Source organism: Mycobacterium sp. NGS69, assembly GCF_059812165.1.
In genome coordinates, this window is record NZ_JCALCD010000001.1 from 24,188 (window position 1) to 49,330 (window position 25,143).

At 64.3% G+C, this 25,143-nt stretch carries 25 protein-coding genes, 1 tRNA gene and 2 pseudogenes; 14 read left to right on the plus strand and 14 right to left on the minus strand.

Translation table 11 applies throughout. The features are described 5' to 3' along the window. Nucleotides 1-26 precede the first annotated feature (26 nt). Entirely contained in the window at nt 27-947 is a 921-nt protein-coding gene (locus tag AC5Y2S_RS00115; RefSeq protein WP_499882154.1) for a LysR family transcriptional regulator, read from the minus strand. A 106-nt stretch (nt 948-1,053) separates the two neighbouring features. Here AC5Y2S_RS00115 and AC5Y2S_RS00120 point away from each other — a divergent pair, with 106 nt between their 5' ends. After that, nucleotides 1,054-2,007, plus strand: coding sequence for an alpha/beta hydrolase (locus tag AC5Y2S_RS00120; protein ID WP_067923768.1), 954 nt, complete (start codon nt 1,054-1,056; stop codon nt 2,005-2,007). A gap of 363 nt (nt 2,008-2,370) precedes the next feature. Here AC5Y2S_RS00120 and AC5Y2S_RS00125 read toward each other — a convergent pair whose 3' ends face one another. The 3 genes from AC5Y2S_RS00125 to AC5Y2S_RS00135 all read right to left on the minus strand — a co-directional run bounded on the left by AC5Y2S_RS00125 (nt 2,371) and on the right by AC5Y2S_RS00135 (nt 6,147). After that, entirely contained in the window at nt 2,371-3,204 is an 834-nt protein-coding gene (locus tag AC5Y2S_RS00125) for an acyl-CoA thioesterase (protein WP_499953050.1), read from the minus strand. 501 nt (nt 3,205-3,705) lie between these two features. Continuing rightward, entirely contained in the window at nt 3,706-4,935 is a 1,230-nt protein-coding gene (locus tag AC5Y2S_RS00130) for a CaiB/BaiF CoA transferase family protein (RefSeq protein WP_499882156.1), read from the minus strand. Nucleotides 4,936-5,004: 69 nt separating this feature from the next. Beyond that, nucleotides 5,005-6,147, minus strand: coding sequence for an acyl-CoA dehydrogenase family protein (locus tag AC5Y2S_RS00135; RefSeq protein WP_499882157.1), 1,143 nt, complete (start codon nt 6,145-6,147; stop codon nt 5,005-5,007). Nucleotides 6,148-6,391: 244 nt separating this feature from the next. Between AC5Y2S_RS00135 and AC5Y2S_RS00140 the strand changes: the two are divergent. Both AC5Y2S_RS00140 and AC5Y2S_RS00145 read left to right on the plus strand, forming a co-directional pair. Beyond that, nucleotides 6,392-6,858 (plus strand): annotated as a pseudogene (locus AC5Y2S_RS00140) (helix-turn-helix domain-containing protein); the annotation flags it as partial. Nucleotides 6,859-6,923: 65 nt separating this feature from the next. Then, nucleotides 6,924-7,250, plus strand: a complete 327-nt coding sequence (locus AC5Y2S_RS00145) for an acyl-CoA synthetase (RefSeq protein ID WP_499953051.1) — start codon at nt 6,924-6,926, stop codon at nt 7,248-7,250. Nucleotides 7,251-7,440: 190 nt separating this feature from the next. On the opposite strand, the gene AC5Y2S_RS00150 is transcribed toward AC5Y2S_RS00145, so the two are convergent. Next, a complete protein-coding gene (locus AC5Y2S_RS00150; protein ID WP_499882159.1) occupies nt 7,441-7,743 on the minus strand; it encodes a hypothetical protein in 303 nt (100 codons plus the stop codon). Next, complete coding sequence (locus AC5Y2S_RS00155) at nt 7,740-9,218, minus strand: class I adenylate-forming enzyme family protein (protein WP_499954276.1); 1,479 nt, start codon at nt 9,216-9,218, stop codon at nt 7,740-7,742. Before AC5Y2S_RS00155 ends, AC5Y2S_RS00150 begins: the two co-directional genes overlap by 4 nt. 122 nt (nt 9,219-9,340) lie before the next feature. Here AC5Y2S_RS00155 and AC5Y2S_RS00160 point away from each other — a divergent pair, with 122 nt between their 5' ends. Then, nucleotides 9,341-9,664, plus strand: a complete 324-nt coding sequence (locus AC5Y2S_RS00160) for an acyl-CoA dehydrogenase family protein (protein WP_499882160.1) — start codon at nt 9,341-9,343, stop codon at nt 9,662-9,664. Between the two features lie 97 nt (nt 9,665-9,761). Then, nucleotides 9,762-10,502, plus strand: a complete 741-nt coding sequence (locus tag AC5Y2S_RS00165) for a FadR/GntR family transcriptional regulator (RefSeq protein ID WP_499882161.1) — start codon at nt 9,762-9,764, stop codon at nt 10,500-10,502. A 317-nt stretch (nt 10,503-10,819) separates the two neighbouring features. Here AC5Y2S_RS00165 and AC5Y2S_RS00170 read toward each other — a convergent pair whose 3' ends face one another. Then, on the minus strand, nt 10,820-11,605 hold the full coding sequence (locus AC5Y2S_RS00170) for a TetR/AcrR family transcriptional regulator (RefSeq protein ID WP_499882162.1): 786 nt from the start codon (nt 11,603-11,605) through the stop codon (nt 10,820-10,822). 136 nt (nt 11,606-11,741) lie between these two features. Here AC5Y2S_RS00170 and AC5Y2S_RS00175 point away from each other — a divergent pair, with 136 nt between their 5' ends. The 3 genes from AC5Y2S_RS00175 to AC5Y2S_RS00185 all read left to right on the plus strand — a co-directional run bounded on the left by AC5Y2S_RS00175 (nt 11,742) and on the right by AC5Y2S_RS00185 (nt 13,524). Continuing rightward, nucleotides 11,742-11,945 carry a hypothetical protein gene (locus tag AC5Y2S_RS00175; protein WP_499882163.1) on the plus strand — a complete coding sequence of 68 codons (204 nt, stop codon included), beginning with the start codon at nt 11,742-11,744 and terminating at the stop codon, nt 11,943-11,945. Between the two features lie 450 nt (nt 11,946-12,395). Beyond that, nucleotides 12,396-13,175, plus strand: a complete 780-nt coding sequence (locus AC5Y2S_RS00180; RefSeq protein WP_499953053.1) for an SDR family oxidoreductase — start codon at nt 12,396-12,398, stop codon at nt 13,173-13,175. 222 nt (nt 13,176-13,397) lie between these two features. Continuing rightward, nucleotides 13,398-13,524 (plus strand) — tRNA-Ser (locus AC5Y2S_RS00185). A gap of 121 nt (nt 13,525-13,645) precedes the next feature. On the opposite strand, the gene AC5Y2S_RS00190 is transcribed toward AC5Y2S_RS00185, so the two are convergent. Beyond that, nucleotides 13,646-13,990: a hypothetical protein gene (locus AC5Y2S_RS00190; RefSeq protein WP_499954402.1), complete on the minus strand. Its 345-nt coding sequence runs from the start codon at nt 13,988-13,990 to the stop codon at nt 13,646-13,648. Between AC5Y2S_RS00190 and AC5Y2S_RS00195 the strand changes: the two are divergent. Beyond that, nucleotides 13,920-14,447, plus strand: a pseudogene (locus AC5Y2S_RS00195) (PPE family protein); the annotation flags it as partial. The gene AC5Y2S_RS00190 and the pseudogene AC5Y2S_RS00195 overlap by 71 nt on opposite strands. A gap of 39 nt (nt 14,448-14,486) precedes the next feature. Beyond that, the gene (locus tag AC5Y2S_RS00200; protein ID WP_499954278.1) at nt 14,487-15,554 is read left to right on the plus strand and encodes a PecA family PE domain-processing aspartic protease; all 1,068 of its coding nucleotides are present in this window, start codon (nt 14,487-14,489) and stop codon (nt 15,552-15,554) included. An 87-nt stretch (nt 15,555-15,641) separates the two neighbouring features. On the opposite strand, the gene AC5Y2S_RS00205 is transcribed toward AC5Y2S_RS00200, so the two are convergent. Together AC5Y2S_RS00205 and AC5Y2S_RS00210 are read right to left on the minus strand one after the other, a co-directional pair. Then, nucleotides 15,642-16,427: a DUF732 domain-containing protein gene (locus AC5Y2S_RS00205; RefSeq protein ID WP_499953054.1), complete on the minus strand. Its 786-nt coding sequence runs from the start codon at nt 16,425-16,427 to the stop codon at nt 15,642-15,644. Nucleotides 16,428-16,494: 67 nt separating this feature from the next. Beyond that, nucleotides 16,495-17,946, minus strand: coding sequence for a glycoside hydrolase family 183 protein (locus AC5Y2S_RS00210; RefSeq protein ID WP_499954280.1), 1,452 nt, complete (start codon nt 17,944-17,946; stop codon nt 16,495-16,497). A 329-nt stretch (nt 17,947-18,275) separates the two neighbouring features. On the opposite strand from AC5Y2S_RS00210, the gene AC5Y2S_RS00215 reads away from it, so the two are divergent. The 4 genes from AC5Y2S_RS00215 (at nt 18,276) to AC5Y2S_RS00230 (ending at nt 23,104) form a co-directional block, all read left to right on the plus strand. After that, nucleotides 18,276-19,682, plus strand: coding sequence for an MFS transporter (locus AC5Y2S_RS00215; RefSeq protein WP_499953056.1), 1,407 nt, complete (start codon nt 18,276-18,278; stop codon nt 19,680-19,682). Nucleotides 19,683-19,887: 205 nt separating this feature from the next. Next, nucleotides 19,888-21,108: an acetyl-CoA acetyltransferase gene (locus tag AC5Y2S_RS00220; protein WP_499953058.1), complete on the plus strand. Its 1,221-nt coding sequence runs from the start codon at nt 19,888-19,890 to the stop codon at nt 21,106-21,108. A gap of 2 nt (nt 21,109-21,110) precedes the next feature. Beyond that, a complete protein-coding gene (locus AC5Y2S_RS00225) occupies nt 21,111-22,625 on the plus strand; it encodes a carotenoid oxygenase family protein (protein WP_499953060.1) in 1,515 nt (504 codons plus the stop codon). Beyond that, on the plus strand, nt 22,622-23,104 hold the full coding sequence (locus tag AC5Y2S_RS00230; protein WP_499953062.1) for a VOC family protein: 483 nt from the start codon (nt 22,622-22,624) through the stop codon (nt 23,102-23,104). Before AC5Y2S_RS00225 ends, AC5Y2S_RS00230 begins: the two co-directional genes overlap by 4 nt. A 4-nt stretch (nt 23,105-23,108) precedes the next feature. On the opposite strand, the gene AC5Y2S_RS00235 is transcribed toward AC5Y2S_RS00230, so the two are convergent. The 4 genes from AC5Y2S_RS00235 to AC5Y2S_RS00250 all read right to left on the minus strand — a co-directional run bounded on the left by AC5Y2S_RS00235 (nt 23,109) and on the right by AC5Y2S_RS00250 (nt 25,130). Further along, nucleotides 23,109-23,543, minus strand: a complete 435-nt coding sequence (locus AC5Y2S_RS00235; RefSeq protein WP_499953063.1) for a hypothetical protein — start codon at nt 23,541-23,543, stop codon at nt 23,109-23,111. Nucleotides 23,544-23,592: 49 nt separating this feature from the next. Next, nucleotides 23,593-24,366, minus strand: a complete 774-nt coding sequence (locus AC5Y2S_RS00240; RefSeq protein ID WP_499954282.1) for a VOC family protein — start codon at nt 24,364-24,366, stop codon at nt 23,593-23,595. A 97-nt stretch (nt 24,367-24,463) separates the two neighbouring features. Then, a complete protein-coding gene (locus tag AC5Y2S_RS00245) occupies nt 24,464-24,937 on the minus strand; it encodes a type II toxin-antitoxin system Rv0910 family toxin (RefSeq protein WP_499953065.1) in 474 nt (157 codons plus the stop codon). Nucleotides 24,938-24,941: 4 nt separating this feature from the next. Beyond that, nucleotides 24,942-25,130, minus strand: coding sequence for an antitoxin (locus tag AC5Y2S_RS00250; protein WP_499954284.1), 189 nt, complete (start codon nt 25,128-25,130; stop codon nt 24,942-24,944). Nucleotides 25,131-25,143: the final 13 nt, after the last annotated feature.

Here is a 25,143-nt window from a genome sequence, read left to right on the forward strand (position 1 = left end):
TCTGGTTCGGAAGGCGAGAGACCCGCCTACCTGTCTGCGTGGTTATATGCGGGATTGCGGCCGGCGATCGCGGCAAGGATGTCCCCTGGATCGATGCCCCACCGCTGCGGGGCGCGGGGGCTCCACGCCAGCGAAAGGACGTAGGGCGGCGGTGGTTCGCCGAACGGGCGCACCGCGAACGCTGGGTCGTCGAATACCCGCCACGGCCCGCCGGCCTCTAGGCTCAGCGACGGAATCACGGTGCGATGAGTGCGGATCCGGCTTGCCATCGCGGCCACGTCGAGGCTGTCAATGCGGTCGAACCGTGTCACGCTGTGGCAGACCATGAAGTCGTGCAGGTTGTTGAGCACCGAGGGGAACGGCGTATCGGGCGGCAGTGTCACTTCACGTCGGGCGAGGTCCCCCCAGTCGATGTGGTCACGCGCGGCGAGCGGGTCGTCGCCGCGCATGACGAGCACGTAGTCGAAAACGGCCACCTGCTGGTACGGCAGCCCGGCGCAGTCGGACGTCGGGTTCACCAATGCGAAATCCAGCGTGCCGGCCGCAAGCCGGCGCGGCAGCTGGTCCGGTTCAACGAGTTGAACCTCGACATTCGACGTTGTTAGGTCGCGCAGCGCATCCACCGTGCGGTCTAAGACCGTCGGTGGCGAAAGATGAAATGCGCCAACCGTTATCGCGAGCGCTTCATACCCTAACGATCGCGCGTAGTCGCCCAGCGAGTCAGCATGACGCACGACTTCAGCAGCTCGTTCGCAAAGCGCTAAACCCGCGGCCGTCAGGCGCACGTCATGGTGTTCGCGAATGAACAAGTCCACCCCGAGTTCGGTCTCCAGCGCCCGCACGGCGCGGCTGACCGGTGCCGGGGTCAGATGCAAACGCTGGGCTGCCCGGCCGAAGTGCCGCTCTTCAGCGACCGCGACAAAACAACGCAGGTGGCGCAGTTCCATGGCGCCAGTTTGACACTCGACACTCGTCGCGCGCTGCGGTTTACGCAACGTTGGGATGCACAAAACGCACTGGACATCGGTGGCTGCGGTTTGAACAATTTGTGCCATGCCAACGCCATTGACGTTCGAAGTGACGGCCAGTATCGAGACCGGTGAGCGGCTGACCCAGACGGCATGGGCCTTCCTGCCGCCGCGGCCGGCTGGTGCGGTCGCGGCGCTCTTGTGTCTGGCCGGCGGGCTCTACGACAAGCGCTATTGGCACATGCAGATTGACGGGCACCCCGGCTACAGCTTCGGAGAGCACCTGGCCGCCGCTGGCTATATCGTCCTCGCCCTGGACCACCTCGCCGTCGGCGAGAGCACTGACCCAATCGCATCCGGCCAGCTAGGGCTGGAGTTGCTGGCTGCCGGCGACGCGGAGGTGGCCCGGCAGGTCCGTGAAGGCCTGCGCAATGGCGATCTCATCGACGGCGTTTCGCCGCTGGCCGGCCCTCTGGTCGGTGTAGGCCACTCAATGGGCGCATGCCTGACCACGATGGTGCAGGCCAACACCGGTATCTACGACGCGGTGGTGTTGCTCGGGTACGGGGTACAAGTCACCAACATTTACCAAGAAACAACAGATGCCGCCGATCTCGAAAGCCGGGTCCAGCAATCAATGTCGCTGGCTTGCCAGCTCTCGGGTGCCAGTCCGCAGGACAGCCACATGACCGTTCCGCGGTCATATCTTGAGGGCCTGTTCTATGCCGGAGAGGTACCACAGCAGGTGATCGACGCCGACACCGCCGCGCAAAGTCGGGTGCCGGTGCGCGCGGGCGCCGAGGTCGCCACGCCGGGATTCGTCGAGCGCTACGCGCCACAGGTGAATGTTCCAGTGTTCCTAGGATTCGGCGCAGCGATTGACGTGTCGCCCAATTCGTACGCCGAACCTGCCAACTATACGGGCTCTGCTGACGTGACACTGCACCTCGTGCCGAAGTCAGGTCACTGCCACAACTTCGCCAGCCACCGTTACGAGCTGTGGGATCGCATCGCCGCGTGGGTTCCGACGGTGACTTGACGATCTGCTCATGCCGCCGACCGCCGGCCGACGTAAGTGTGCTGCTGGAAGAAAGCGCGGATACAAACAGAGTCCTCCCGCGGGACCTTCTTGCGCATCGAGGAATCGCACGCCGCGCCCGCCATATCGAGCAGTTCGGCCTTGCCCGTGGTACGGCGTCCGTCGGGCCGACTGCGACGATGGCGGGTGCGTCCGGATCTAGGAGCGATCCCTCAAGCACGAGCATCCTCGGATAGGAGCGTCGTCGATCGCCGCGTCGGATGCGCCGTAGCCGGTCCCGTCGGCGTCTTCGGAGGTCTTTGCATTCGCTGTTTCGGCTGCGTCGACTATTATCTGTGGCTCCTCCAATTATCTTGGCAAGAACTAAAAGTCATGAGTTACCACTCTCGAACCAGACCCACCTGGGTCACAGAGGCCACGTGATTGCCGCCCACCGAAGAGCCGGCCCATACAGAACGCCCTGCCTTCCGAGGCACTGGGCGACACCTGCTCGAGGAGCAGCCACTCATCAATGCGGAAGGGGCGATGAAACCATAGACAATGATCGAGGGTGAACGTCTTGATATCGCGATGGGGCTTGATTTGGTGGGGCGTAAAGGCGCTCATCAACAATGTCAGGTCAGCGACACATGTGGCGATGGCACTGTGGACCGCTTGGGGAGCGTCGAAGGGTGCCGATGTCCGCACCCATTGGCGCGACAGCGTGCCCCGGCCGGTTGTCGTGAGAGGTCCGCGCACGTGCGAATCCGGGTACCAGTCGACTTCCAGAGATGACCATCGTCGATAGAATTCCGGCCAGTCCTCGGGAAATGGACGCAGGCCCGCGCCGGCCGACGGAGGACCGTCGACAGCCTCGGCAGCCAGTTGATGCTCTGGTCCATTTTCTGGAGCGTGGAACGCGGCCTGCAGGGAAAGCAGCTGTCGACCCTGCTGCTCGGCTACAACCCGCCGGTTGGACAGCGAGCCGGAGTCGCGCAACCGCTCGACGTGAAATTCAATCGGCGGCCCGATTAGCCCCGTGGAGAGGAAGTGGGTCTGAACAGAGTGCGGGACACGTTTTTCCTCGACGGTCTTGGCCGCTGCCAATAGCGCCTGACCTGCCGCCTGTCCGCCGAAGACCCGAGGCATACCAATGTCGGGCGTGATCCCTACGTAGGAATCGCTTGCGACGAGTCGGACGTCAAGCAGGTCGATCAAGGAGGCGACAGTGGCGACCACTTAACTGCCCTCTCGCAGCTCGGATTTCCGAGTGGCGTGCGCGATGCCCGCTGCGCGTGTACAAGTCACAACACGCCTCCGAGATGTCCGCCCGCTTGCCTTGCAACCTTTTCACGGAGCCCGAATCTACTACAGAGCAGAAAATTACGGTATACCGGCGCAGACGAGATAATCCAACCCTTCCGAATTCGCGTCACCCGGGACTGATCGCCTGCAGCGGCCGATAGCGCAGTTCGCGATGGCGGCAACATGTTTGAGCGTCAAAGGTGGTACCCAGCCTGTCGCCGCCAAGCGTACGCGGGCCTCCATGCGCATCCAGAGATCGAGTGAATACTTTCACGAGGTCGGCGCGTTGCCCATAAGACAGATATATAGTTGGATGATCTAGATGCTGGGCGTGACGGGGTGACCGCGGTATCAGTAGATTCCAACTCAGGCTAGTACAGCGCGACAACGAACTCTCAGAGGCGAGCGGCCACCTTAAGCGATGACGCCTTCCATCTTGAGCTCGCCGAACGTGACATCGTCAACCCCGATCTCGCGCAGGATGGCGTCGGTGTGTTCGGCGAATTGCGGCGCCCGCTTCGACGGAACGGTCGCAACGTCGAACTGAACCGGATTCGCCACCAGCTTGCGCCGAACACCCTGCGCGTCAACGACTTCGATGATCCCACCGTTGGCGACCAGGTCCTCGTCGTTGGCGAGGTCCCAGCTGTCCTGCCACACCGTCCACGCGCCACTACATCCGTTGAGCCGTCGCTCGCATTCGTCGAGGGGATACCGGCCGATCAACTCCGCGACGATCCGACATGCGGAGTGGATATTCTCGGCGATACCGTCGATTGTCGCAAAGCGCTTGTCCGCGGCGGCTTCCGGGCTGCCCATGCACATGCAGAACTCCGACCAATAAGACAACGGGTCGAGCATTGTCAACTGAATGAACCGGCCGTCGCGCGTGCGGTAGCTCGCGACCAGCGGATTGCCTGCCATGGGCGTGTCGAGTTCCACCTTTGGCAGGTGCCCGCCGCTCATCAGCGCCATGTTGACATCGAACTGCGTCGCCCATGCCCCGACGCCCAGCAGTGACACATCGATCACCGACGGTTGTCCGGACATGCGACGCCGGTAGAGCGCGGCGGCCACGCCGCCCGCGATAGCCAGCCCGCCGATGTTGTCGCCATACGCACCGCACGGCATATAGGTCGGCCGATCGGCGAGGCACGGCGTCGCCCCGTCTGCACTTCCTCCCCTCGCCCAAAATGCGGTGGAGTCATAACCCGGCCGGTCCCTGCCAGGACCACGACCGCCGAATCCACTACCCACCACGTAGATGATGTCGGGATTGATGCTCCGAACATCATCGACATCGATACGCAACTTGGACCGGACAACAGGCAGGTGGTTGGTGAGGACGACGTCGCTGCGCCGGAGCAGCGCCTCCAAGATTGGCCGCGCCAACGGGGATGTCAGACCCAGCCCGATACTCCGCTTACCTCGATTGGGTGCCTCGATGTGGGGTGTGAACTGGCTCGATTGCTCTGACGACTCGCCGTGCGACGCCATGAAAAGCTGACGCTGAGCATCGCCCGTCAGCGGATTCTCCACCTTGATGACGTCAGCACCCCAGTCGGCGAGTATGGCACCTGCCGACGGCACGAAGGTGAACTGCGCTATTTCCAGGACTCGTACGCCCGCCAGTGGTTTATCCATATCGACACCCTCTTGATCTCGATCAATTGGTCGCAGATGTTTAGCGACGTCATGTCGTCTGCTGCGAAGTCAAAGCCCGAGGTCACGCCCGATCAGGTCCTTCATGATCTCGGTCGTCCCCCCGAGGATGGTCTGGATGCGTATGTCCGCGTAGTCGTTGGTCACCCGATACTCCCTCATGTAGCCGTAGCCGCCGTGAAGCTGCACGCAGCCGTCGACGACCTTCTTCGCAACTTCCGTGCACCACCACTTGGCCTTCGCCGCCTCGACCGCCGATAGGTCGCCCTCGACGACGGCAGCCAGGCATCGGTCGATGTACTGCTCGGAGACTTCGAGTTCGGTATCCATCTCGGCCAGCAAGAATCTGTTGTGCTGGAAGCTGCCGATCGACTGACCGAACGCTTTGCGATCCTTCGCATATTGCAGCGTCTGACGCCAGGTCTCGCGGGCGCCGGCGATCGCGGAGATAGCAATCGACAGTCGCTCAGAGGGAAGGTTGTGCATCAGATGGTAGAACCCGCGGCCTTCTTCGCCCAAGACATTCGCCACCGGCACCCGAACGTTCTCAAAATGCAATTCGGCAGTGTCGTGTGTTTGCAGACCGAGCTTGTCGAGCTTGCGACCGCGGATGAAGCCCGGCATGTCACGCTCCACCACAAGGAGCGAGAACCCCCGGTGGCCGGCAGAGGGATCGGTTCGCGTCACGACGACGACGAGATCTGCGTTGATTCCCGAGGAGATGAAGGTCTTCGACCCGTTCAGGACCCATTCGTCGCCCTCCCGCACCGCGGTGGTGCGGATCCCGGCAAGGTCGCTACCCGCACCCGGCTCGGTCATCGCAATCGCGACGATGGTTTGTCCGCTAATGATACCCGGCAGCCAACGGCGCTTCTGCTCATCAGTCGCCAACGACTTGAAATACGGGCCAACAACGTCGTTTTGAAGCGTGAGAGCGGGGACGCGGGTTCCGAACTTCGACAGCTCCTCGTTGATCACCGCGTTGAAGCGGAAGTCGTCGCTGCCGCCACCGCCATACTCCTCAGGCATATTGAAGCCGATCAGACCGTATTTGCCTGCGGCGATGAACGCTGATCGGTCAACGATGCGCCGCATCTCCCATTCGTCGGCGTAAGGGGCGACCTCACGTTCGATGAAGTTCTTAGTCGTCGCACGGAGTTGCTCGTGCTCGGCACTGAAAATGAGACGTCTCATCCGATATCCTCTGCGCTTCGTCAGCGGTCCGTCATGCGGCTGTCGCGTAGTTCGTCGGCATGGCCGCCGGCCAGATTTTTGGTTTCTAAACAGATTAGACTAGAGAGTCGAATTTGCCTACGTCCCTCTTCCCTCTTATTCGGCATCCCGCGATCACAAACCACGCCGACGTGCGGCATGCGATGCTCGTGCCTCTCCGCCAACTGTCTCGAGGGGTCCGTGGACCGATGATGAACGTACCGAGTTGGAAGGTCGGGTCCGGCGTCGCAACAGCGCGGCCGGGCCCGCTCTGCGGGCCAGGATCGTGCCGGCGTGCGCCGACGGTGGCAGCAATGTCGAGGTCGCCGATCGCTTGGAGTTGGATCGAAAATTGTTCCAAGTCGCGCAACCGTTTCGCCACCAAGCGCTGCGAAGGGCTGCTCGACGACCCGCGGCCGGGCGGCCCGCTTGGTAGGCGATGAACAGATCGAGGCATTGATCACCGCGAAGCTGGCACCCACTCCACCGGATGCCACGCATTGGTCGACACGGTTGATGACCGATCACCTGGTCCTGTCACAGGCGATGGTGTCGCTGGTGTGGCGGGCCGTCGGATTGGCCCCGCACAAACAAGATTCGTGGAAACTGTCCAAGGATCCGCTGTGTGCGGCCAAGGCGGATTGCACCGTAGGCATCGATCACCTCCACAAACCAGATAATCATTTAGTTATATAGAGGGAGGTAGCCCCATCCTGTCGCTTATAAGATGAGCCCTACACGCGCGTACAGGGACGGAGATGACGATGACAGACCCCTTCAAGAGAACGGCGCAAATGCCGACGGACCGCGACAGGTTGGATGAGGACGATCACGACCTGCTGACGTTCGTGGAGGTCGGTGAACGGCTACGAATCGAAATTGCCTCCGCCCAACGCCACCTTGAACAATGCCGGCGGCTCGGCACTCCGCAAGAGGTTGATTCGGCGCAGACGCGTCTGGATGCGTTACGCGCAGCCGCTCAACGCAACTCCGCGCAACCCATCAACGACGCGAACTTCGAGAAATTCTTCGGCTACCCGGGTAAGGCGCGGCGGAATACGTGCGCCGGCGATGAACCGAACTAATGGCTGGCAGCGGCGAGAACTCACCCGCGCTCGGGCGGCGGGCAGGCTGCACGGCATCGGCAAATTTGATTATGGCCCGACGCGGCGCAAGAACGCGGGAGCTCATCGAGGCAGGAGCTTGACCGCAACGCAAGTCGCGCTGGCGCCAAGGTGCGACTAGCTCACACCGAGCACTCATCGTGACGCGCACTCAGTCGCTGGCCGGCAACGGTTTGGCCGCCTTGAGCGACAGCGGGGTTCCGCCGATGCTGAGCGTGCCCACCCCAGCCTTGGTGACCAACACCTCGGCGCCACCCTCATCGACATAGCGCTTACCCATCGTGCTGCCGCCGGCCAGCGCGGGATCGAGCTCCGCGTGCGATGACTTCTCGGTGTCGAGTAGCACCATCGGCGCACCGCCGCAGCGCAGGTCGTCGATGCTGTCCGTGGCCCGCACGACGATCACCTGGGTGTCGCAGACCTGGCTCTGCAGGCGGGTTCCGTTCTTGATCATGTTGCGCTCCTGGCGTTTTCGGACAATTGTCGGATGATCTCGCGGCGCAGTACCTTGCCAGTGTCCGTCGTGGGCAGTTGGTCGATGATCTCGATGCGGTCCGGGGTGCGTGAGCCCCGTAGCGTTTTACGTACGAACTCGCGCAGTTCTTCGACATCCGGTTCGGCGCCCCGCTCGGGTACGACGACCGCGACTATGATCTGCCCCCACTGCGGGTCGTCCGAGCCGACCACCACGACCTCGTGGACGTCGGGATGCTCGACGAGCACATCCTCCACCTCCGCAGGGGCGATGTTCTCACCACCACGGATGATTGTGTCGTCAGATCGACCACCGATGAATAGGTAGCCGTCGTCGTCGAGCATCGCGGTGTCCCTGGTTGGGAACCACCCGTCGGCGTCGAGAACCGAACCTAATCCTGTGTACCGCGCGGACACCTGTGGTCCCCTTACGAACAACTCCCCAGTCTGGCCGGGCGCCAGAACTGTGCCGTTCTCGTCACGGATCTGAATTTCGATCCCCGGCACCGGCCTGCCAACCGACCCGAGCCGGCGCGCCACGGCCTCCTCGGCCGCGCCGTGTGCCGTACGGTGGTCCTCCGGCGTGAGAACAGCGATGGTAGAGCTTGTTTCGGTGAGTCCATAAGCGTTCACGAGGCCTACGTGAGGCAGCATCGCGATGGTCCTGCGGACCAGCGGCAGGCCCACTTTCGATCCTCCGTACGCGAGAGTGCGCAACGTCGGGAGATCCGTGGGCCGGGCCTTCAGTTCGGTAATGATGCGGTCGAGCATCGTCGGTACCACCGTCGCATTAGTCACCCGCTCGTCGCGCACCAACTGCGCCCACTCTCGCGGGTCAAACTTGCGCAAGTAGACAGTCCGTCGGCCCGCGTAGAGATTCGACAGCGGCGCACCGACGCCGGCGATGTGATAGGGCGGCACACACACCAACGCCGCATCCTCGGCGTCGGCGGAACCAAATTCGACCGTGCCCGTGACGTAACCGGTCAGATTGTTGTGCGTCAGCTCGACGGCCTTGGGCGCAGATGTGGTGCCTGAGGTGAACAAGACGATCGCCACGTCATCAGGATCGGCGAACTCCTCGACCGGTTCCCTCGCCCGAGCGGCTTCGATGAACTCCTCGGACGTCATCACTTGAGTGACCGCGCCGGCGACCAGCTCCACGTATTCTGGGTCCGCGACCACAAGCGGCGCCGGCAGACGCCCGATCAACTGCTGCAAACCCCCAGCGCTCAGACGGTAATTCAGCGGCGTGAACGGGATCGCGGCCCGCGCGGACGAGAACATCAGCAATGGCAGCATGAGCCCGCCGGTGCCGACATAGGCCACGTGCTGAACGCCGGTGGCGCCGATGGCTCCGGCTCCGCCACTCGCGAGCCGGCTCAGTTCCGACGTGGTCAGCCGTGTGTGACGGTCGACCACGGCAAGGCGATCGGGATCGCCGGACACGGCCATCTCGAGTAGCAGTGCAATGCTCAAATGCTTCGACCCTTCGCAAATTAGATATATAGTTATATACTTAGGAGCCGCCAGAGTCCAACCGGCCACCGGTCAAGGGTGCGTGGTAACGCCGCCGCATGGATACCGGGTCTCGGCCGCCGGTTTCGACCATTTGCCGCATCGACCGGCGAAGGCGTCATTGGCGCTCCGTCTCCAGCGATTGCGGCAGCCACTCGACGGACTGTAGCCGCGAGCTAGCGCACCTCGTACCTGAAGTGGCGGACCTCCGAAGTACAGAGGGAGATCATGGGCCGGTGCCCCAGATTCATGGCGGCTACGGCTACATCAACGAATGCGAGGTAGCGAGGCTGTGGCGCGACTTTCGTGTGCGGCGGCCCTGCGCGAGTACCACCGAAATCATGAAGGACCTGGCGGTCGGGCCAATGGGCTATCGACGATGAGCTTGCTCACTGTGTACGGGGCGCAGCGGCTTCGCGCACCACCGTTCAGCTATCCTACAAACAATTAGTTGATTACTACTATCGGTGGAGGATCGATATGGAGGTTACCAACCTTCGCGAGCCGAAGATGGCTGATCGTGTGGCCACCGTGCTGCGCAGGATGTTCATCCGCGGCGAAATCGCAGAAGGAACGATGCTCCCCCCGGAATCAGAACTCATGGAGCGGTTCGGTGTGTCCCGGCCGACGTTGCGCGAGGCGTTCCGTGTGCTCGAATCGGAATCGCTTATCGTCGTCCAGCGTGGGGTACGTGGCGGCGCCCGGGTTACCCGACCGCGACGCGAGACGCTTGCCCGTTATGCGGGGCTGATCCTCGAGTACGAAGGCGTGACGCTCAAAGATGTCTACGACGCGCGAATGGCTCTCGAGGCGCCGATGGTCGTGCAGCTGGCCAAAGGCCGCAACGCGAAAGTGATCGCGGAGTTAGAGCAGATCGTCGAAGCCGAGGAGCAGTTGACACCAGGCAGCGATGCCGCGGTCCGACTGACAGAGTTCCACGCCGCGATCGCACGGCTATCGGGCAACAAGACCTTGCAGATCGTTAGCGACATGCTTCATCACATCGTAGTGAAGGCGAATCGCTCGTTGCAGGCAACCGAAGGTTCTCGCGCAGAGCAGGCGGTCCGTCGATCGGCCAAGACGCATCGGATGGTTCTCGACCTGATCAAGGCTGGGGAGGCTGAGAAAGCCGGCGAGCTGTGGAAAAAGCACCTGCAGAAGGCCGGGGAATTCGCGTTGTCGGGTTCCGAACTTTCCAGTGCGGTCGACCTTCTCGAATGACGGAGGTGAGCCGGGACGCCGACTAACGACATCGCGATCCCGGTCCACCTGCTTCGTCGGTTCGGGATCGAGGTATTGATCGCCGATCAGGACTCCGCCGTTGTTGAGACGTCGATGCCGCTCGCGGGCATGCGCAACTCCTTCACCCAACCGCGGACGATTGCCCCGCTCGGCGTGCTCATCGATGCGGTCAGCGGAATGTGCAGACCGCGATCGGCGCTTCCCCCGTGGTCGCATCCGGACGCCCCCTGAGCACAAGCGGTCGGGGACGACGGCAAACCTGCGCTGACGGCGCGCATCACCGCCTGCGCTAGCGGCTACTTCTGCCCTTTGACCTTGCTGAGGGCGTCGCGGCCGCGTTGAACTTTGGTGATGATGTCGTCGGCGGTGGCCTTCCACCCGAATGGCGAGGCGTCGCGGTTCCGATGCTGACTCCCAACGGTGATCGGCGCGGTGAGCTTGGCAACGCTGCCGAAGGCACTCCAGCGCAGGCGTCTGCTAGTGAACTCCTTCGGTCGGATATGCGCCGTGGTGGGGCACCCGAGTGCGCAGCCGAACGCGCGCAAACACATCTCGGTGAGCTCAGCCCGCGAGATACGCCGCGACTGAGCCCATTTCACACTGGCTGCCCGAACAAACGCCAACCAACCCTCCACCGCAATCTCGGTGGCATCGCGCGCATGTCCCTGCGCGACTAGTTGATCGATCAAGCGCTGGCCCACAACATTGAGCTCTTCGGAGATGATCGCCTGAATTGCCGGGTCATATGAAAGTACGCCGCGGTTGATCGCGACTGCCTCAAAGGGATGATCGAGAATTGATTGGATGTGGGCCTCGAGTCCGATCGCAAGCTGTTCCATCAGCGGCAGCTTTGGATCGGGGCTCACGCGTGCCAGGAACCGGTTGCTGGCGCGCTTTAATATTTCTACGTACAACTCTCGCTTGCTCGGAAAATGGTGATACATCAGCGCTCTAGAGACACCCGCGCGCGCGGCGATGTCCTCCATTAAGACGGCTTCGTACGGCATTTCCGCGAACATCGCGGCAGCGGTGTCGAGCAGCTCTTCACGCCGCTGCTGCGGTTCTAGCCGACGTCGTGTCATGCGACAGCCTCCGCCAGATCAGGCCGCTGACGGCTACCTCTTGACTTCGGAGTAGGCCATCGGCACCACGTCCGTGATGCCGAGTTCGAGATGCTCGGCGAACGGGATCATGCCACCTACGATGGCGACGTTTCTCATGCCCGAACTCCTTCTCGCTAAGGCCAGGCAAGAACGCGCAGGCGTAGTCGAAGATGCCCGCGTGGCCATTCGTCGCAATACCACCGCACCGGACTTGTCCGATCGCCCCGTGCACCACGGCGGCGCGTCCGTGCCGATCGAGATGACGTCGGTCATGGTTGCCTCGCTCCTGTGCGACGAAACCGCCGCGGTCGTCCGCTAAATGGGATATATAGTTATAGCATTTAAGGAACGTTCGGGGCCCGCGGGGCGAGAGGAGCTCAAAACGGTGGACAGGCCGGGTTCTCGCATCCTCAGGACCGCGCGCTGGTGGTGACCGGTGCAAGCCGAGGCATTGGTCGGGCGGTGCCGGTGCGGGCCGAACATGGGTTCAGTTGTCCCGAAACCGAGTTCGCGGTTGCCGTCGCGCGCGTAGCCGTTGGACGGGCCGTCACGCCGGTCACGACGATCGCCCACCAACTTCACGGCGCGATCGGCGTCACCGCCAAAACATCTGTTGTAATCCGCGGCACTGCGCGCACAGGGCTGGAGCAACGATTATGGAACGACCGTCGGCTACGCGCGTCGGCTCGGACGGATGGCCCTGAATGCCGCCGAGCCGTGAGACCTGGTAATCGGCAATTTTTGACCGGTGCAACTCGGAAGGAGAGCAGTGACAGTCGAGAAATTCAACGGTGCGTCCGCGATCGTCAGTGGAGGCGCGGGCGGCCTCGGTGAGGCCACGGTGCGGCGATTGCACGCCGAAGGCCTCGGCGTAGTGATCGCCGACCTGGCCACAGACAAGGGCAAGGCGCTAGCTGACGAGTTGGGCAGCCGTGCGACCTTCGTCAGTACGGACGTGACGAGCGAAGACTCCGTCAAGGAAGCGATCGAACAGGCCAACCAACTCGGCCAGCTGCGGTATGCCGTGGTCGCGCATGGTGGATTCGGCGTTGCACAACGCATCGTGCAACGCGACGGCAGCCCGGCCGATATGGCCGGCTTTACTAAAACCATCGATCTTTATCTCAACGGGACCTACAACGTCGCTCGGCTCGTCGCCGCGGCCATAGCGGCCGCGGAACCGCAGGCCGACGGCGAGCGAGGCGCGTTGGTGCTCACGGCGTCCATCGCTGGTTACGAGGGACAGATCGGTCAAACCGCTTACGCAGCAGCGAAAGCCGGTGTGATCGGATTGACGATCGCCGCTGCGCGCGACCTCAGCTCCGCCGCCATTCGGGTGAACACAATCGCTCCGGGGACGATGAAGACGCCGATCATGGAGTCGATCGGAGAAGAGGCAATCGCGAAGTTCGCCGCGAACGTGCCCTTCCCCAAACGCCTCGGGGCTCCTGGTGAGTTCGCCGACGCTGCGGTCTTCCTGCTGACCAACGGGTACGTCAACGGTGAAGTGATGCGCCTTGACGGCGCACAACGCTTCACTCCGCGTTGACTTCTCGCGGAGCCGACGCTTCCCGATTGCGCCCGAGTCAATGAATTATCGATATAGTTGGATGTTTCGTGGCTTGGCGCGCAGCATCCATTCGTGGCGCGCCTCACACCGTGCCCGCCCGCGCGGCACCTTCGGGTTAACAGAGACCTGCTACCAAGCGGCTCAAAGCGAGATCGCCAACACTTTCCTATGGTCGGTGCTTGGTCGGTGGAGCCGCGACACGCCGTGGTTTCGCTTAGCGTTTACTGGCACTAAATGGCCACTTCAAATGCCCTTTCGGTGCCTCAACCATACGGGCTTGCAGGCTCTCCTAAAGCCGGTGTCGCAGGTTCGAATCCTGCCGGGGGCACTTTTGCCGGGGGCACTCTTGTCGTGTATGACCTCGGTTGATGCGTGACAGTTCGTCTTCGGCTGATGCTTGACAGTTACTTCGGCTGATCCTTGACACTCCCAGAATGAGGGAGGTCGATTCATGGGCGATCTGGACCAGAAACGCGAACCACCCCGTCTTGCCTGGCTTTCCAGTCGATGACCCTGCTCCTGAAATTAAGCTGAAGAAACGTCCCTGCCGTGCAGGTTTTCAGGTTGGCTTCAGATTCGCTTCCTATGGTCACCGCGTCCAGCGGTTCATGCATCAAATCGATCTGAGGGGCCCATCTTGACGATCGCTGTAGTCGACCCTGCACGCACTGCAGCGTCAGATGAGGCTCCCGCGGCAACGGGGCCGGCAATGGCACGTCGCCGATGAGTTTCTTGGTTTCGCCGCCGGAGGTCATTTCATTGTTGCTGCATGCGGGTGCGGGCTCGGCGCCCATGCTGGCGGCTTCGGCGGCGTGGGATGGGCTCGCCACCGAGTTGGGTTATGCGGCGGAATCGTTCTCGGCGGTGACGTCGGGGTTGACGTCAGAGATCTGGCAGGGGCCCACGTCAGAGGCGATGCTCGCGACCACGGCACAGTACACGGGGGCGTTATCCGCAGCGGCAACTCAAGCCCAAACCGCTGCCACGCAGGCCCAATCAGCGGCCAGCGCTTTCGAATCCGCCCTGGCCGCCACTGTGCACCCAGCGTTGGTGGCCGCCAACCGAATCGCGTTGTTGCAGCTGGTGGTGTCGAATCTGTTGGGGCAGAACGCGCCCCTGATCGCTGCCCTGGAAGCCGACTATGAGCAGATGTGGGCCCAGAACGTCACCGCGATGGTCGGCTACTACGGCGGAGCATCCGCAGCGACCGCGCAGCTCACGGCGTGGTCGGAAGTACAGGACTTGCTGGCTCAGGTATCAAGCGCAATCGCCGACGGCCCCATCGGTGCGGTGCTCAGTTCGGTCGACTCGGCGATCAGCAGCAGCCCGGTGGGTGGGCTACTCGGCGACGCTGCGCAGACCGTCAATAACGATGTCGGCCAAGCCGAGCAAGCGGTCATCGATGTCGTGAACGAAACCAGCGAGACCTTGATCGGGCGTCCGTTGCTCAGCACAGGGTCGTCGGGCTCGACCGGTAGTGCGGCCACGACCAGCACGACGACCGCGGTCACCACCACATCCACGAGTGCCACGGTTCCCTTGACGGTCAACGGATCCGAGGCGATCGTCTACGCCTCCGTCGGCAACGGATCGAGCGTGCCTTTGCTGGTCGACACCGGGTCGACGGGCCTGGTTATCCCCTACCAGGACATTGGGGGAATCCTCGGCCTGTTCAGCTACGGCCTCCCTACGGGCTTTGGTATCGGGGGTTATAGCGGGGGGTTGGACTATCTCTACGTCACGTTGAACATGCCAATCAATTTTGGGGGCGGACTGGTGACCAACGCGACCCCTGTCGACGTCGAGCTCTTCGCGTGGCCCACGTCTCTTGCAGCCCTGGAGACCAACGGTTTCTCGTTCCAGACGTACTTCGCCCACGACGGCGTGACCGGCGTTCTGGGAATCGGAGCAAACGCGAGCGGCCCGAGCACCAGCGTCCCGACCCAGTCGTTTTCCAACTCGTCTTACAACGAGGGTGTGCTGATCAACGAATCCGCCGGCACGCTGACATTCGGTCCCGCCCCGACAACTTTGACCTCCATCGCCACGGTCACCGGTGCGCCGATCACCACCCTGGAAGTATCGGTCAACGGCGGCGCACTCCAAACCGTTTCCGCAATCATCGATTCCGGCGGTGTGGAAGGAACCATCCCGTCATCACTACTCGGCAGCGCGGGAACCGGATCAACCATCGCGGTCTACACCAGCAGTGGCCAGGAGCTGTACTCCTACGCCTTGGACTCGACCTACTACCCGACAGTGACCTCGGGAGGGTCGATGAATACCGGGTATCTACCCTTCGCCGACTACGCGGTGTACATCGATTACGCCGCTGACACGATGACCTTCTACGAGTGAGGGCGGGGTGATTCGAATTATCGAATTACCAAGTGCTGGACGGTATTAGTAGGCACCGGCGAGTGCAGGCTGTAGCCTTCGCCGACCTCACTGCTGGCCCGGGAGCGGCGGCAGGCCATCCCGGATGTCCTGCAAATTGCCATTGATGCCCTGCAGATCACGTTCGATGGCCTGCAGTCCGGACAGGGCGTTTTGGAACCCGGTCTGTAGGTGCTCCGAGCCGGCAGGTTGGTACTGAGGGCAATACGCGACGATGGCACCGGCCGCGACACTCGCGCTTTGATTGGCATCCCACACCGACGATTGCTGTAGGACGCGGACGGCCTCGGTGAAGTCGGGTTGGTTCGCCAGGAACTCGCAGACCGCATGGCCGTGGGTCGTGACGTACTCGTTGCTGGGGACCGGCACGCCATCCTGTTTGAGCGCGCCGATGAACGCCCGGTCGACGATCTCCAGCGACGGAGCGTGCACCACCGGCGCGGCCGGGCTGGGTGCAGCGGCCGGCGGCGGCGGGACGGCCGCCGGCGACGGGTCGGCCGATGGCAGCGCTGGTTGCGATTTGTGCGCGCCGAACATGACCGCCACCACGGCGGCGACGACGGCCAGCAACGTTAGCGGCAACGCCGCGAGGGGACCGAACCGGCGCCGCACCCGCCTACGCCCGTGAAGCGCGTTGCGCGGCGACGATGTCTCGGTGAGTACCGCAACCTCGTCAACCGCCTCGGGTTCGACGACCTCGACGGGGTGGCCTAGGCGCTCGTCGAGCAGCGCGTCGATGTCCCGGATCGACGGCCGACCACCCTGCTCGCGCATGGATTGGCGCCCCAGAGCTATGCGCCGCAGCTCTTGGTCGATCGCCTCCCGATCGCGCATATCAACCAGTCTGAGGGTGTCACGACGTTGCGGCAAGCCCCGGTGACCGCTGACAACGCGTGTGCGCTCAGGGCAGAACGGTGTGCATCAGCATCACGTCGTATGCCGACCAAAGCGACAGGTTGAAGTACAGATCGCGCCCCGACGACCACGGGTGGATCATCGGCGCGTAGATGCCGCCGGGCATCTGGAACGACGACACGAGCGGTTGCTCCCCGCTCCACGGTCCGGTCGGCGTAGGCGCGGTCCGCGCCACGACGTCATTGCTGCCGCCGTTGGTGTAGAGCACCAGGTACTGCTTCAGGTAGCTGTTGTATTGGGCCGACATCTCGCCGACCGGGCCGGGCCACAGCGGCGTCGCCGCCCCGGGATTGGCCGCGACCCAATGTCCGCCGTTGTCGCCGTTCCAGTACTGGTACTTGCTCAGGTCCGGCAGATAGTTCGGCGGGACCCGCGACAGGAAGGCCGCGCCGCCGCGCCCCGACGGGGTACCGAACTGGTAGATGTAGCCGTCGTTCCCCTTCATGAACGCGCCCATCTGGAAGTTTTCATTGCCCGGCGTGAATGGGACACCGGGGATGGCGTCCGCCGAGGCCGTGCGAATGCTGCTGGGGAAGATCCCCCAGTTCTGGCCGTTGTCAACGGATCTCGCGATCGCCGAGTAGTTCGTCTGCCATTCCCCGTCGCGGCCCCACTGCCGGATGGACATGTAGCTCATGTACTGGGTTCGCCCGAGGGACATGGCGGTGGTCGGGATGATGCCCGTCTCGTGCGGCGCCTTGTGGATGGTGTTGACGACCTGCTTGGACAGGTTGGACGCCCACACCGGCGAGCCGGAGTACCGGTCGTTGGGCACGCCATCGGCGATGTGGATGCCGTGCGACAGATCGCGGTCCGAACTGCGGAACAGCGTGTTGTACCGCCATTGCTGGCCGCGGACCTTGCAATAGCCGAACGTGTCACCGAAGGCCATGAGGACCTGGCGGTTGGTGGGATCGCCGTTGTCCCAGATGATCCCGAGGTCGGTTCCCGAGATGCTGAATCGTTGGAGGGTCTTGTTCGGGCCCTCCGGCCCGGTCACCCAGTCGACCAGCGACGTGGGGGCCCCCGCGATGTTGGCGGGCGGCGGGGGCGCCGGCTGCGCCGCCGGCTGGGGGGCCGGCTGTGGCTGAATAGGGGCCGCGTTCGGCACTTGCGGGACGCCCGGCGCCGGCGGATTGGGCCCGGGCGGAACGACGCCCGCCTGGGGCTGTATCGGCGCGGAGTAGCGCTGGCCGCCCGTCGTTCCCGGCTTGAGCAGCGAGGAGATCAGCGGACCCAACTTCGGCAACGGCGCCTGGTCGTTCGTGTGGGAAGGCCTACGACCGGTCGGCGGTTGGACCACCGGTTGCGGCGCGGGCATCGCGGGGGGCGCGGCCGGCGGCTCGATGTTCGCTTCGGGCGCGCCGCAAGGTGTGGCGTTCGCCGACGGCGCGGGGCCGACCACGACGAAGAAACCGATGGCGGTCGCCGACGCCATCGATAACGACAGGATCCGGGGAATCGCCGTCAATGTCACACCTTTCCCGGGAGCGGGCCGTCGCAATTGACGTCCGCAGCTGGCTCATGTGACGATAGTGATTCACGGGGCCAATGTGACTAGCCAGCAGCGGATAGGTATGCATCCGTGACCGTGTCGCAACGCATCGGTTTTGCCGGCGCAGCGCTTTCCGCCGACCAGACGCAGAATCGCACTGTACGAGCCTCGCGCGTGCGATTCTGCGTCTGCTCGCCGTATGGGATCCGTAACCCGGGCCGGGTACGCTGCCATCCGCGATAAGCCCCGCGGTCAGCCAGGAGGACATCCGAATGAGTGTCCGTAACGAATTGCAGCCGGACCCATTCCAAGACCGGACGTTTCTGCGCCGAGTGGTCGCCGCGTCCATGGCCGGCACCGTCGTGGAGTGGTACGAATTCTTCCTCTACGGCACCGCGGCCACGCTGGTGTTCAGCAAGGTGTTCTTTCCGTCCGGCGGAAATGAGCTCGACGCGATCCTGGCCTCCTTCGTGACCTATGCCGTCGGATTCGCCGCCCGCCCGCTCGGCGGCCTCGTCTTCGGGCAACTGGGCGATCGTTACGGACGCAAGAAGCTGCTGCAGTTCAGCCTGCTGCTGGTCGGCGCCGCGACCGTGCTGATGGGCTGCCTGCCCACCTTCGCGCAGGTCGGTTACTGGGCGCCGGCGTTGTTGGTGGTGCTGCGGTTCATCCAGGGCTTCGCGGTCGGCGGCGAGTGGGGCGGCGCCGTTCTGCTGGTGGCCGAGCACAGCCCGAAGGACAGTCGCGGCTTTTGGGCGAGCTGGCCCCAGGCGGCGGTGCCGGGAGGCAACATGCTCGCCACCGTCGTGTTGCTGTGCCTGACCTGGACGCTGTCGGACGCGGCGTTCCTGAGCTGGGGCTGGCGGGTGGCCTTCTGGCTGTCCGCGGTCGTCGTGCTGATCGGCTACTACATCCGCACCAAGGTGACCGACGCCCCCATCTTCCTCGAAGCACAACAGGAGGCCGACCGGTCCAAGGCCAGGCAGCTGGGCGCCCTCGAGGTCCTGAAGCGTTACCCGCGTGGCGTTTTCACCGCCATGGGCTTGCGCTTCGGCGAGAACACGATGTACTACCTCGTCGTCACCTTCTCCATCACCTACCTCAAGGTGCACGTGCACACCAACACCAAGGCGATCCTGTCCTGGTTGCTGGTCGCGCACGCCGTGCACTTCGTGGTCATCCCGCTGGCCGGGCGCCTCAGTGACCGGTTCGGCAGGCGCCCAATCTATTTCGTCGGCGCCGTCTGCGCGTGCACGTGGGGGTTCTTCGCCTTCCCCATGATGGACAGCCGGCGCAACGCGATCATCCTGGCGGCGGTCATCATCGGGCTGGTCTTCCACGGTGTCATGTACGCGGTCCAGCCGGCGGCCATGGCGGAGATGTTCCCGACCCGGATGCGCTACTCGGGGGTGTCGCTCGGCTACCAGGTCACCTCGATCGTCGCCGGCTCGCTGGCCCCGATCATCGCCGTTCGCCTGCTCGAGACCTACAAATCCTCCGTGCCCATTGCCTGGTACCTGGCGGCCACCGCGGCGGTGAGCGCGGTAGCCGCCCTGGCCGCCCGCGAGACCAAGGGCATCGACTTGGCGGCGGTCGACCGTGCCGACGCGCAGGCAATCCGGACGCAAACAACCGTGGCCGCACGGGACCCCGCGGCGCCCTGCGCAGCGCAAAGGTGAATTGCCCAGGTCAGCGCCGATTCTTACCGTCCGCTGTCAGGTTGAGCCAATTTGTTTGTCGATCACGCTTGGCGGCAATGTTCCATCAGAGGCGAGCGCGTCGGCCGGCCTTCGCGCCCGTCTAGGTCCCGTCGGTTCAGCCCGAGAGCCGACGGGGCCGCCTTTTGGCCAGTCGGCCCAACCGCTCAGGAGTAGCGTTCCGCATATGGACGGCTCGACTGGCGTGTGGATACTGGGCGGCTATCAAAGCGATTTCGCGCGCAACCTCACCAGGGAAGGCCGCGACTTCGCGTCGTTGACCGCCGAGGTGGTCGAGGGAACGCTCGCCACCGCGAAAGTGGACGCCGCCGATATCGGCGTCGTGCACGTCGGCAACGCCTTCGGCGAGATGTTCGCGAGCCAGGGTCACCTCGGGGCGATGCCGGCCACGGTTTGCGACCAACTCTGGGACACCCCGGCCTCGCGGCACGAGGCCGCGTGCGCGTCGGGCAGCGTTGCGGCACTCTCGGCGATGGCCGATTTGCGGTCGGGCGCCTACGACACCGCGCTGGTGGTGGGCATCGAGCTGGAGAAGACCGTCCCGGGTGACACCGCGGCCCAGCACCTCGGCGCCGCCGCGTGGACCGGACACGAAGGCGCCGGCGCTCGCTACCTGTGGCCGTCGATGTTCGCCGAGATCGCCGACGAGTACGACCGGCGCTACGGCCTGGACGACGCGCACCTGCGCGCGATCGCGCAACTGAACTTCGCCAACGCGCGGCGCAACCCCAACGCCCAAACCCGCGGGTGGACGGTTCCCCAGCCGATCACCGACGACGACGCGACCAACCCGATCACCGAAGGCCGGTTACGGCGATTCGACTGCAGCCAGATGACCGACGGCGGCTCGGGAGTGGTTTTGGTCAACGACGCATACCTGCGCGACCACCCGGACGCGCGCCCGATCGGCCGCATCGACGGCTGGGGGCACCGCACCGTCGGGCTGGGTCTGCGGCAGAAGCTCGACCGCGCGGTCGACGACCCTTACGTAGTGCCCCATGTGCGGGCGGCGGTTCTCGACGCCCTCCGAAGGGCCCGGCTGACGCTCGACGACCTCGACGGGTACGAGGTGCACGACTGCTTCACGCCCAGCGAGTACCTCGCCATCGACCACATCGGGCTGACCGGGCCGGGCGAGTCGTGGAAGGCCATCGAAAACGGCGAGATCGACATCGGCGGGCGGCTGCCCATCAACCCCAGCGGCGGACTCATCGGCGGTGGCCACCCCGTCGGGGCGTCCGGCATCCGGATGCTGCTCGACGCGGCCAAACAGGTCAGCGGCGCGGCCGGCGACTACCAGGTCGAGGGCGCCAACACCTTCGGCACCCTCAACTTCGGCGGCAGTACCGCCACCACGGTCAGTTTCGTTGTCAGCAAAGGGATTTGATCATGGATGTAGAGATCGTCGGCAAGTACCTGTCGACCCTGCCCGAAGACGACGACCACCCCTACCGGACGGGTCCCTGGCGGCCGCAGACGACGGAGTGGGACGCCGATGACCTCACGGCGGTCGAGGGTGAGATCCCCCGCGACCTGGACGGCGTCTACCTGCGAAACACCGAGAACCCACTGCACCCGGCGCTGAAGACCTATCACCCGTTCGACGGCGACGGCATGCTGCATGTGGTCGGATTCCGCGACGGAAAAGCCTTCTACCGCAACCGCTTTGTCCGCACGGATGGTTTCCTGGCGGAGAACGAGGCCGGCGAGCCGCTGTGGCCCGGCCTGGCCGAGGCGGTGCAATTGACCAAGCGGGAGGACGGCTGGGGCGCTCGCACCCGGATGAAGGACGCGTCGAGCACCGACGTGATCGTGCACCGGGGAATCGCGCTGACCAGTTTCTACCAGTGCGGCGATCTGTACCGGGTCGACCCGTACTCGGCGAACACGATCGGCAAGGAGTCCTGGAACGGGCGCTTCCCCACCGACTGGGGGGTGTCGGCGCATCCCAAGGTCGACGGCAAAACCGGCGAGCTGCTGTTCTTCAACTACAGCAAGCAGGAGCCGTACATGCGTTACGGCGTGGTCGACGAGAGCGACGAACTGGTCCACTACGTGGACATCCCGCTGCCCGGGCCGCGGCTGCCGCACGACATGGCGTTCACCGAGAACTACGTGATACTCAACGATTTCCCGTTGTTCTGGGATCCGCGGCTGCTCGAGCACGACGTGCACCTGCCGCACTTCTACCCCGACATCCCGTCGCGCTTCGCCGTGCTCCCCCGCCGCGGCTCGACGGCCGACATCCGATGGTTCGAGGCGGACCCGACCTTCGTCCTGCATTTCGTCAACGCCTATGAGGACGGCGACGAGATCGTGCTCGACGGCTTCTTCGAGGGCGATCCACAGCCGCTCGACACCGGGGGAACCAAGTGGGAGAAGCTCTTTCGGTTCCTGGCGCTGGATCGGCTGCAGGCCCGGCTGCACCGGTGGCGGTTCAACCTGGTCACCGGCGCGGTGACCGAAGAGCCACTGTCGGACTCGATCACCGAGTTCGGGACGATCAACCCCGACTACGCCACGACCGGCTATCGGTACACCTATGCCGCCACCGGCAAACCGGGCTGGTTCCTGTTCGACGGCCTGGTCAAACACGACGTCCTGACCGGCAACGAGGAGGGCATCTCCTTCGGCGACGGTGTGTACGGAAGCGAGACCGCGATGGCCCCGCGGGTCGGCTCGACCGGTGAGGACGACGGCTACCTGGTCACCCTGACCACCGACATGAATGCCGACGCCTCCTACTGCGTGGTCTTCGACGCCGCCCGCATCGGCGACGGCCCGGTGTGCAAACTCCAACTCCCCGAACGTATTTCCAGCGGCACGCATTCGACGTGGGCGCCCGGCGATCAGCTGCGGCGCTGGCATACCGCGGAGTCGGCCGCAAGCGGTGTGGGGCTGTGACCCACGGATCCCGCCGCCGGCACACGCATTGGCCGCCGGAGTTGGCACCGCTCGGCGGCATCCGCTTTGCCCGGCGCTCGTCGAACTTCGAAGAGACGGTGCGGTTTTACCGTGAGCTGGTGGGGCTGCCGCTCTACGAAACGTTCGAGGCCAGCTACGGCAGCAACGGCGCCATCTTCGGCCTGCCCAGCTGGAACCTGACCCTGGAGATCGTCGAGTCGGTCGAGCCCGTCGCCGTGGATCCTCATGAGCAGCTGTGCCTGTACTTCCCCGACCGGGAGGCCCAGCGGGCCGCGATCGCGCGCCTGCAGGCGGCGGGCCTGGCGCCGGTGGAGCAGCACCCGTACTGGGAGGCGACGGGCGCGATCACCTACCGCGACCCGGACGGTCGCGAAGTCGTGTTCGCGCCCTTCGTGTTCGGCGTCAACGAGCCCGAAGGCAGCGCCACGTCGGGCAAGCACGAGTTCCCGTCGGGCTGAAACCTCAGCGGGTTGGCCGGCGGGAGGCCAACGCCATGATCACCGCCATCAGGGAGCACGCCACCGCGAAGGCCGCGGCGACCGCCCCGACGTAGAGGCCGTATTCCGCCGACACCGGCGGGTTGACATTGAGCTTGTAGTACCACACCGTGAGAGCAACGATCAGCAGCGAAATAACCAGCGCCGCAACGGAAGCGATCTTTGCCGACAGTCCCCGGCCCACCATCGCCCCGGCCACCAGCAGCGTCGAGGACAGCAACACGATGAGCTGTCCCGCACCGAAGCCCTTCGGCAGTATCAGGTTGCCGTGGGTGCCGCCGATGGCGTTGGCCCAGCCCCCGCCGCCCGCCGCCGTCGTCAGCCATGGCATCCAGGCGCTGGCCGAGATGAGCAGTGCGAAGAATGCCACCAGCCAACCAGGGCGCAGGCGGCGAGTCATGGTTGGGAGATTAGCTGACTCGCCGCTGCGCCGGTGCGACCAACTCCCGCTAGCTCTGCAGCGAGGACAGGTTGAAGATGACCCCCGTCGGATCGGTCGCCGCGGCCAACCGGCCGTACGGGGTGTCCTCGGCGGCCTGCACCACGGCGCCGCCGTTGTCGGCGATCACCCGCAGCGTCTTGTCGACGTCCTCGGCGCCGAAGAAGATCGTCCAGTTCGACGGGACGCCCTCGGGCAGGCAGCCGGCGCCGTCCATCACGCCGAGCAACTGTTGCCCATCGAATGATGCGGTGATGTAACGGAATTCGTCGGTGTCGGACACCACCTCGGTGCGCCAGCCGAATACCTGCTGGTAAAAGTCCACGGCGGCACGGAAGTCGCGCGTAGTCAGCTGGTGCCACACCGGGGAACCGGCCTCGCCGATCACCTCGAAGCCGCGGTGCTCCAGCGGCTGCCATAAACCGAAGAGCGCTCCGGTCGGGTCGGCCGCCAGGGCCATGACGCCCTTGGCCGGCACCTCGTGGGGTCCCATGAACACCGAGCCACCCGCCGCCGTCACCGCCGACACCGTCGCGTTGATGTCGGCGGTGTCGAAGTAGGTGGTCCAGCCGTCGGGCAGCTGAGACTCGGAGTGGTTGGCCATCAGGCCGGCGACCCGGTGGCCGTCCTTCGCGGCGTTGACGTATCCGCCGTATTCGGGCCCGGCGGATTCGAACGTCCAGCCGAATAGCGTGCCGTAGAACTCCTGGGCGCCGTCCAGGTCCGACGTCGCCAAATCGATCCAGCAGGGAGCGCCCAGCGGCGCGCCGTCACGGGTGGGCACGATGACCCCCTCCTCGTTTGTCGTGGTGTGCCCCGTCGTCATCGGGGTTCACCCGTATCGACTGGAGCCGGGGCGAAAACTCATCGGCCGCGACGAGTCAGCGGCGGACGCCGCCGTCCCCGTTCGTGTGGGGGTCGGCGGCGGTGAACACCCGAACGAAGTTCCGCAGCGACTGGTTGATGTCGCTGCGCAGTGCGGCGGCCACGATCATGCCGATCGGCCCGAACAGCGCGGGACCACCGAGGTGCACGTCGAAGCCGACGGTGGAGCCCTCGGCCGCCGGCTGCACCTTGGCCATCAGCTTCACCTTGACGCCGCCGACGCCATCGCCGTTGAGCGTCATACCCTCCGGTGGCTTGTAGCGCACGACCGTCCACTTGATCCGGTTGTACATGCCCTTGACCTCGACGATCGATTCGACGACCGTCCCCTTGTCGATGTCGTCGGGCAGCGTGCTGCGCCACACCCGGTGGATGGTCAGCCATTCCTTGTAGCGGGACAGGTCGGAGGCGTGCTTCCAGGCCACCTCGGGGGCCAGCGGGACGTCGATCGATCCGGAGAGTTTCGCCATGCGCTTAGTTCTGCTGGTCGCCGGAGGCAGCGGAATCGGCGGCCTTTTTCGCCTCTTCGGCCACCTTGTGGATGGTGTCGGAGTACTTGCCCTGCGTCTTGTCGTCGACGAATTCGCCGGCCTTGTCGATCGCCATCTCGACCCTGTCGGCGTTCTGCGCCAACAGGTCCTTCGCCTTGTCCAGGAATCCCATCTTCATGCCCCTT

What these genes read in the sequence shown, in the direction of transcription:
- AC5Y2S_RS00135 (WP_499882157.1), bottom strand. Translation starts at nt 6,147, where the DNA reads ATGAGACGTCTCATTTTCAGTGCCGAGCACGAGCAACTCCGTGCGACG.
- AC5Y2S_RS00175 (WP_499882163.1), top strand. Translation starts at nt 11,742, where the DNA reads ATGCCCGAACTCCTTCTCGCTAAGGCCAGGCAAGAACGCGCAGGCGTA.
- AC5Y2S_RS00150 (WP_499882159.1), bottom strand. Translation starts at nt 7,743, where the DNA reads ATGATCAAGAACGGAACCCGCCTGCAGAGCCAGGTCTGCGACACCCAG.
- AC5Y2S_RS00205 (WP_499953054.1), bottom strand. Translation starts at nt 16,427, where the DNA reads ATGCGCGATCGGGAGGCGATCGACCAAGAGCTGCGGCGCATAGCTCTG.
- AC5Y2S_RS00235 (WP_499953063.1), bottom strand. Translation starts at nt 23,543, where the DNA reads ATGACTCGCCGCCTGCGCCCTGGTTGGCTGGTGGCATTCTTCGCACTG.
- AC5Y2S_RS00210 (WP_499954280.1), bottom strand. Translation starts at nt 17,946, where the DNA reads ATGGCGTCGGCGACCGCCATCGGTTTCTTCGTCGTGGTCGGCCCCGCG.
- AC5Y2S_RS00115 (WP_499882154.1), bottom strand. Translation starts at nt 947, where the DNA reads ATGGAACTGCGCCACCTGCGTTGTTTTGTCGCGGTCGCTGAAGAGCGG.
- AC5Y2S_RS00245 (WP_499953065.1), bottom strand. Translation starts at nt 24,937, where the DNA reads ATGGCGAAACTCTCCGGATCGATCGACGTCCCGCTGGCCCCCGAGGTG.
- AC5Y2S_RS00155 (WP_499954276.1), bottom strand. Translation starts at nt 9,218, where the DNA reads ATGGCCGTGTCCGGCGATCCCGATCGCCTTGCCGTGGTCGACCGTCAC.
- AC5Y2S_RS00130 (WP_499882156.1), bottom strand. Translation starts at nt 4,935, where the DNA reads ATGGATAAACCACTGGCGGGCGTACGAGTCCTGGAAATAGCGCAGTTC.
- AC5Y2S_RS00120 (WP_067923768.1), top strand. Translation starts at nt 1,054, where the DNA reads ATGCCAACGCCATTGACGTTCGAAGTGACGGCCAGTATCGAGACCGGT.
- AC5Y2S_RS00165 (WP_499882161.1), top strand. Translation starts at nt 9,762, where the DNA reads ATGGAGGTTACCAACCTTCGCGAGCCGAAGATGGCTGATCGTGTGGCC.
- AC5Y2S_RS00220 (WP_499953058.1), top strand. Translation starts at nt 19,888, where the DNA reads ATGGACGGCTCGACTGGCGTGTGGATACTGGGCGGCTATCAAAGCGAT.
- AC5Y2S_RS00190 (WP_499954402.1), bottom strand. Translation starts at nt 13,990, where the DNA reads ATGGGCGCCGAGCCCGCACCCGCATGCAGCAACAATGAAATGACCTCC.
- AC5Y2S_RS00225 (WP_499953060.1), top strand. Translation starts at nt 21,111, where the DNA reads ATGGATGTAGAGATCGTCGGCAAGTACCTGTCGACCCTGCCCGAAGAC.
- AC5Y2S_RS00215 (WP_499953056.1), top strand. Translation starts at nt 18,276, where the DNA reads ATGAGTGTCCGTAACGAATTGCAGCCGGACCCATTCCAAGACCGGACG.
- AC5Y2S_RS00250 (WP_499954284.1), bottom strand. Translation starts at nt 25,130, where the DNA reads ATGGGATTCCTGGACAAGGCGAAGGACCTGTTGGCGCAGAACGCCGAC.
- AC5Y2S_RS00145 (WP_499953051.1), top strand. Translation starts at nt 6,924, where the DNA reads ATGACGATGACAGACCCCTTCAAGAGAACGGCGCAAATGCCGACGGAC.
- AC5Y2S_RS00170 (WP_499882162.1), bottom strand. Translation starts at nt 11,605, where the DNA reads ATGACACGACGTCGGCTAGAACCGCAGCAGCGGCGTGAAGAGCTGCTC.
- AC5Y2S_RS00160 (WP_499882160.1), top strand. Translation starts at nt 9,341, where the DNA reads ATGGATACCGGGTCTCGGCCGCCGGTTTCGACCATTTGCCGCATCGAC.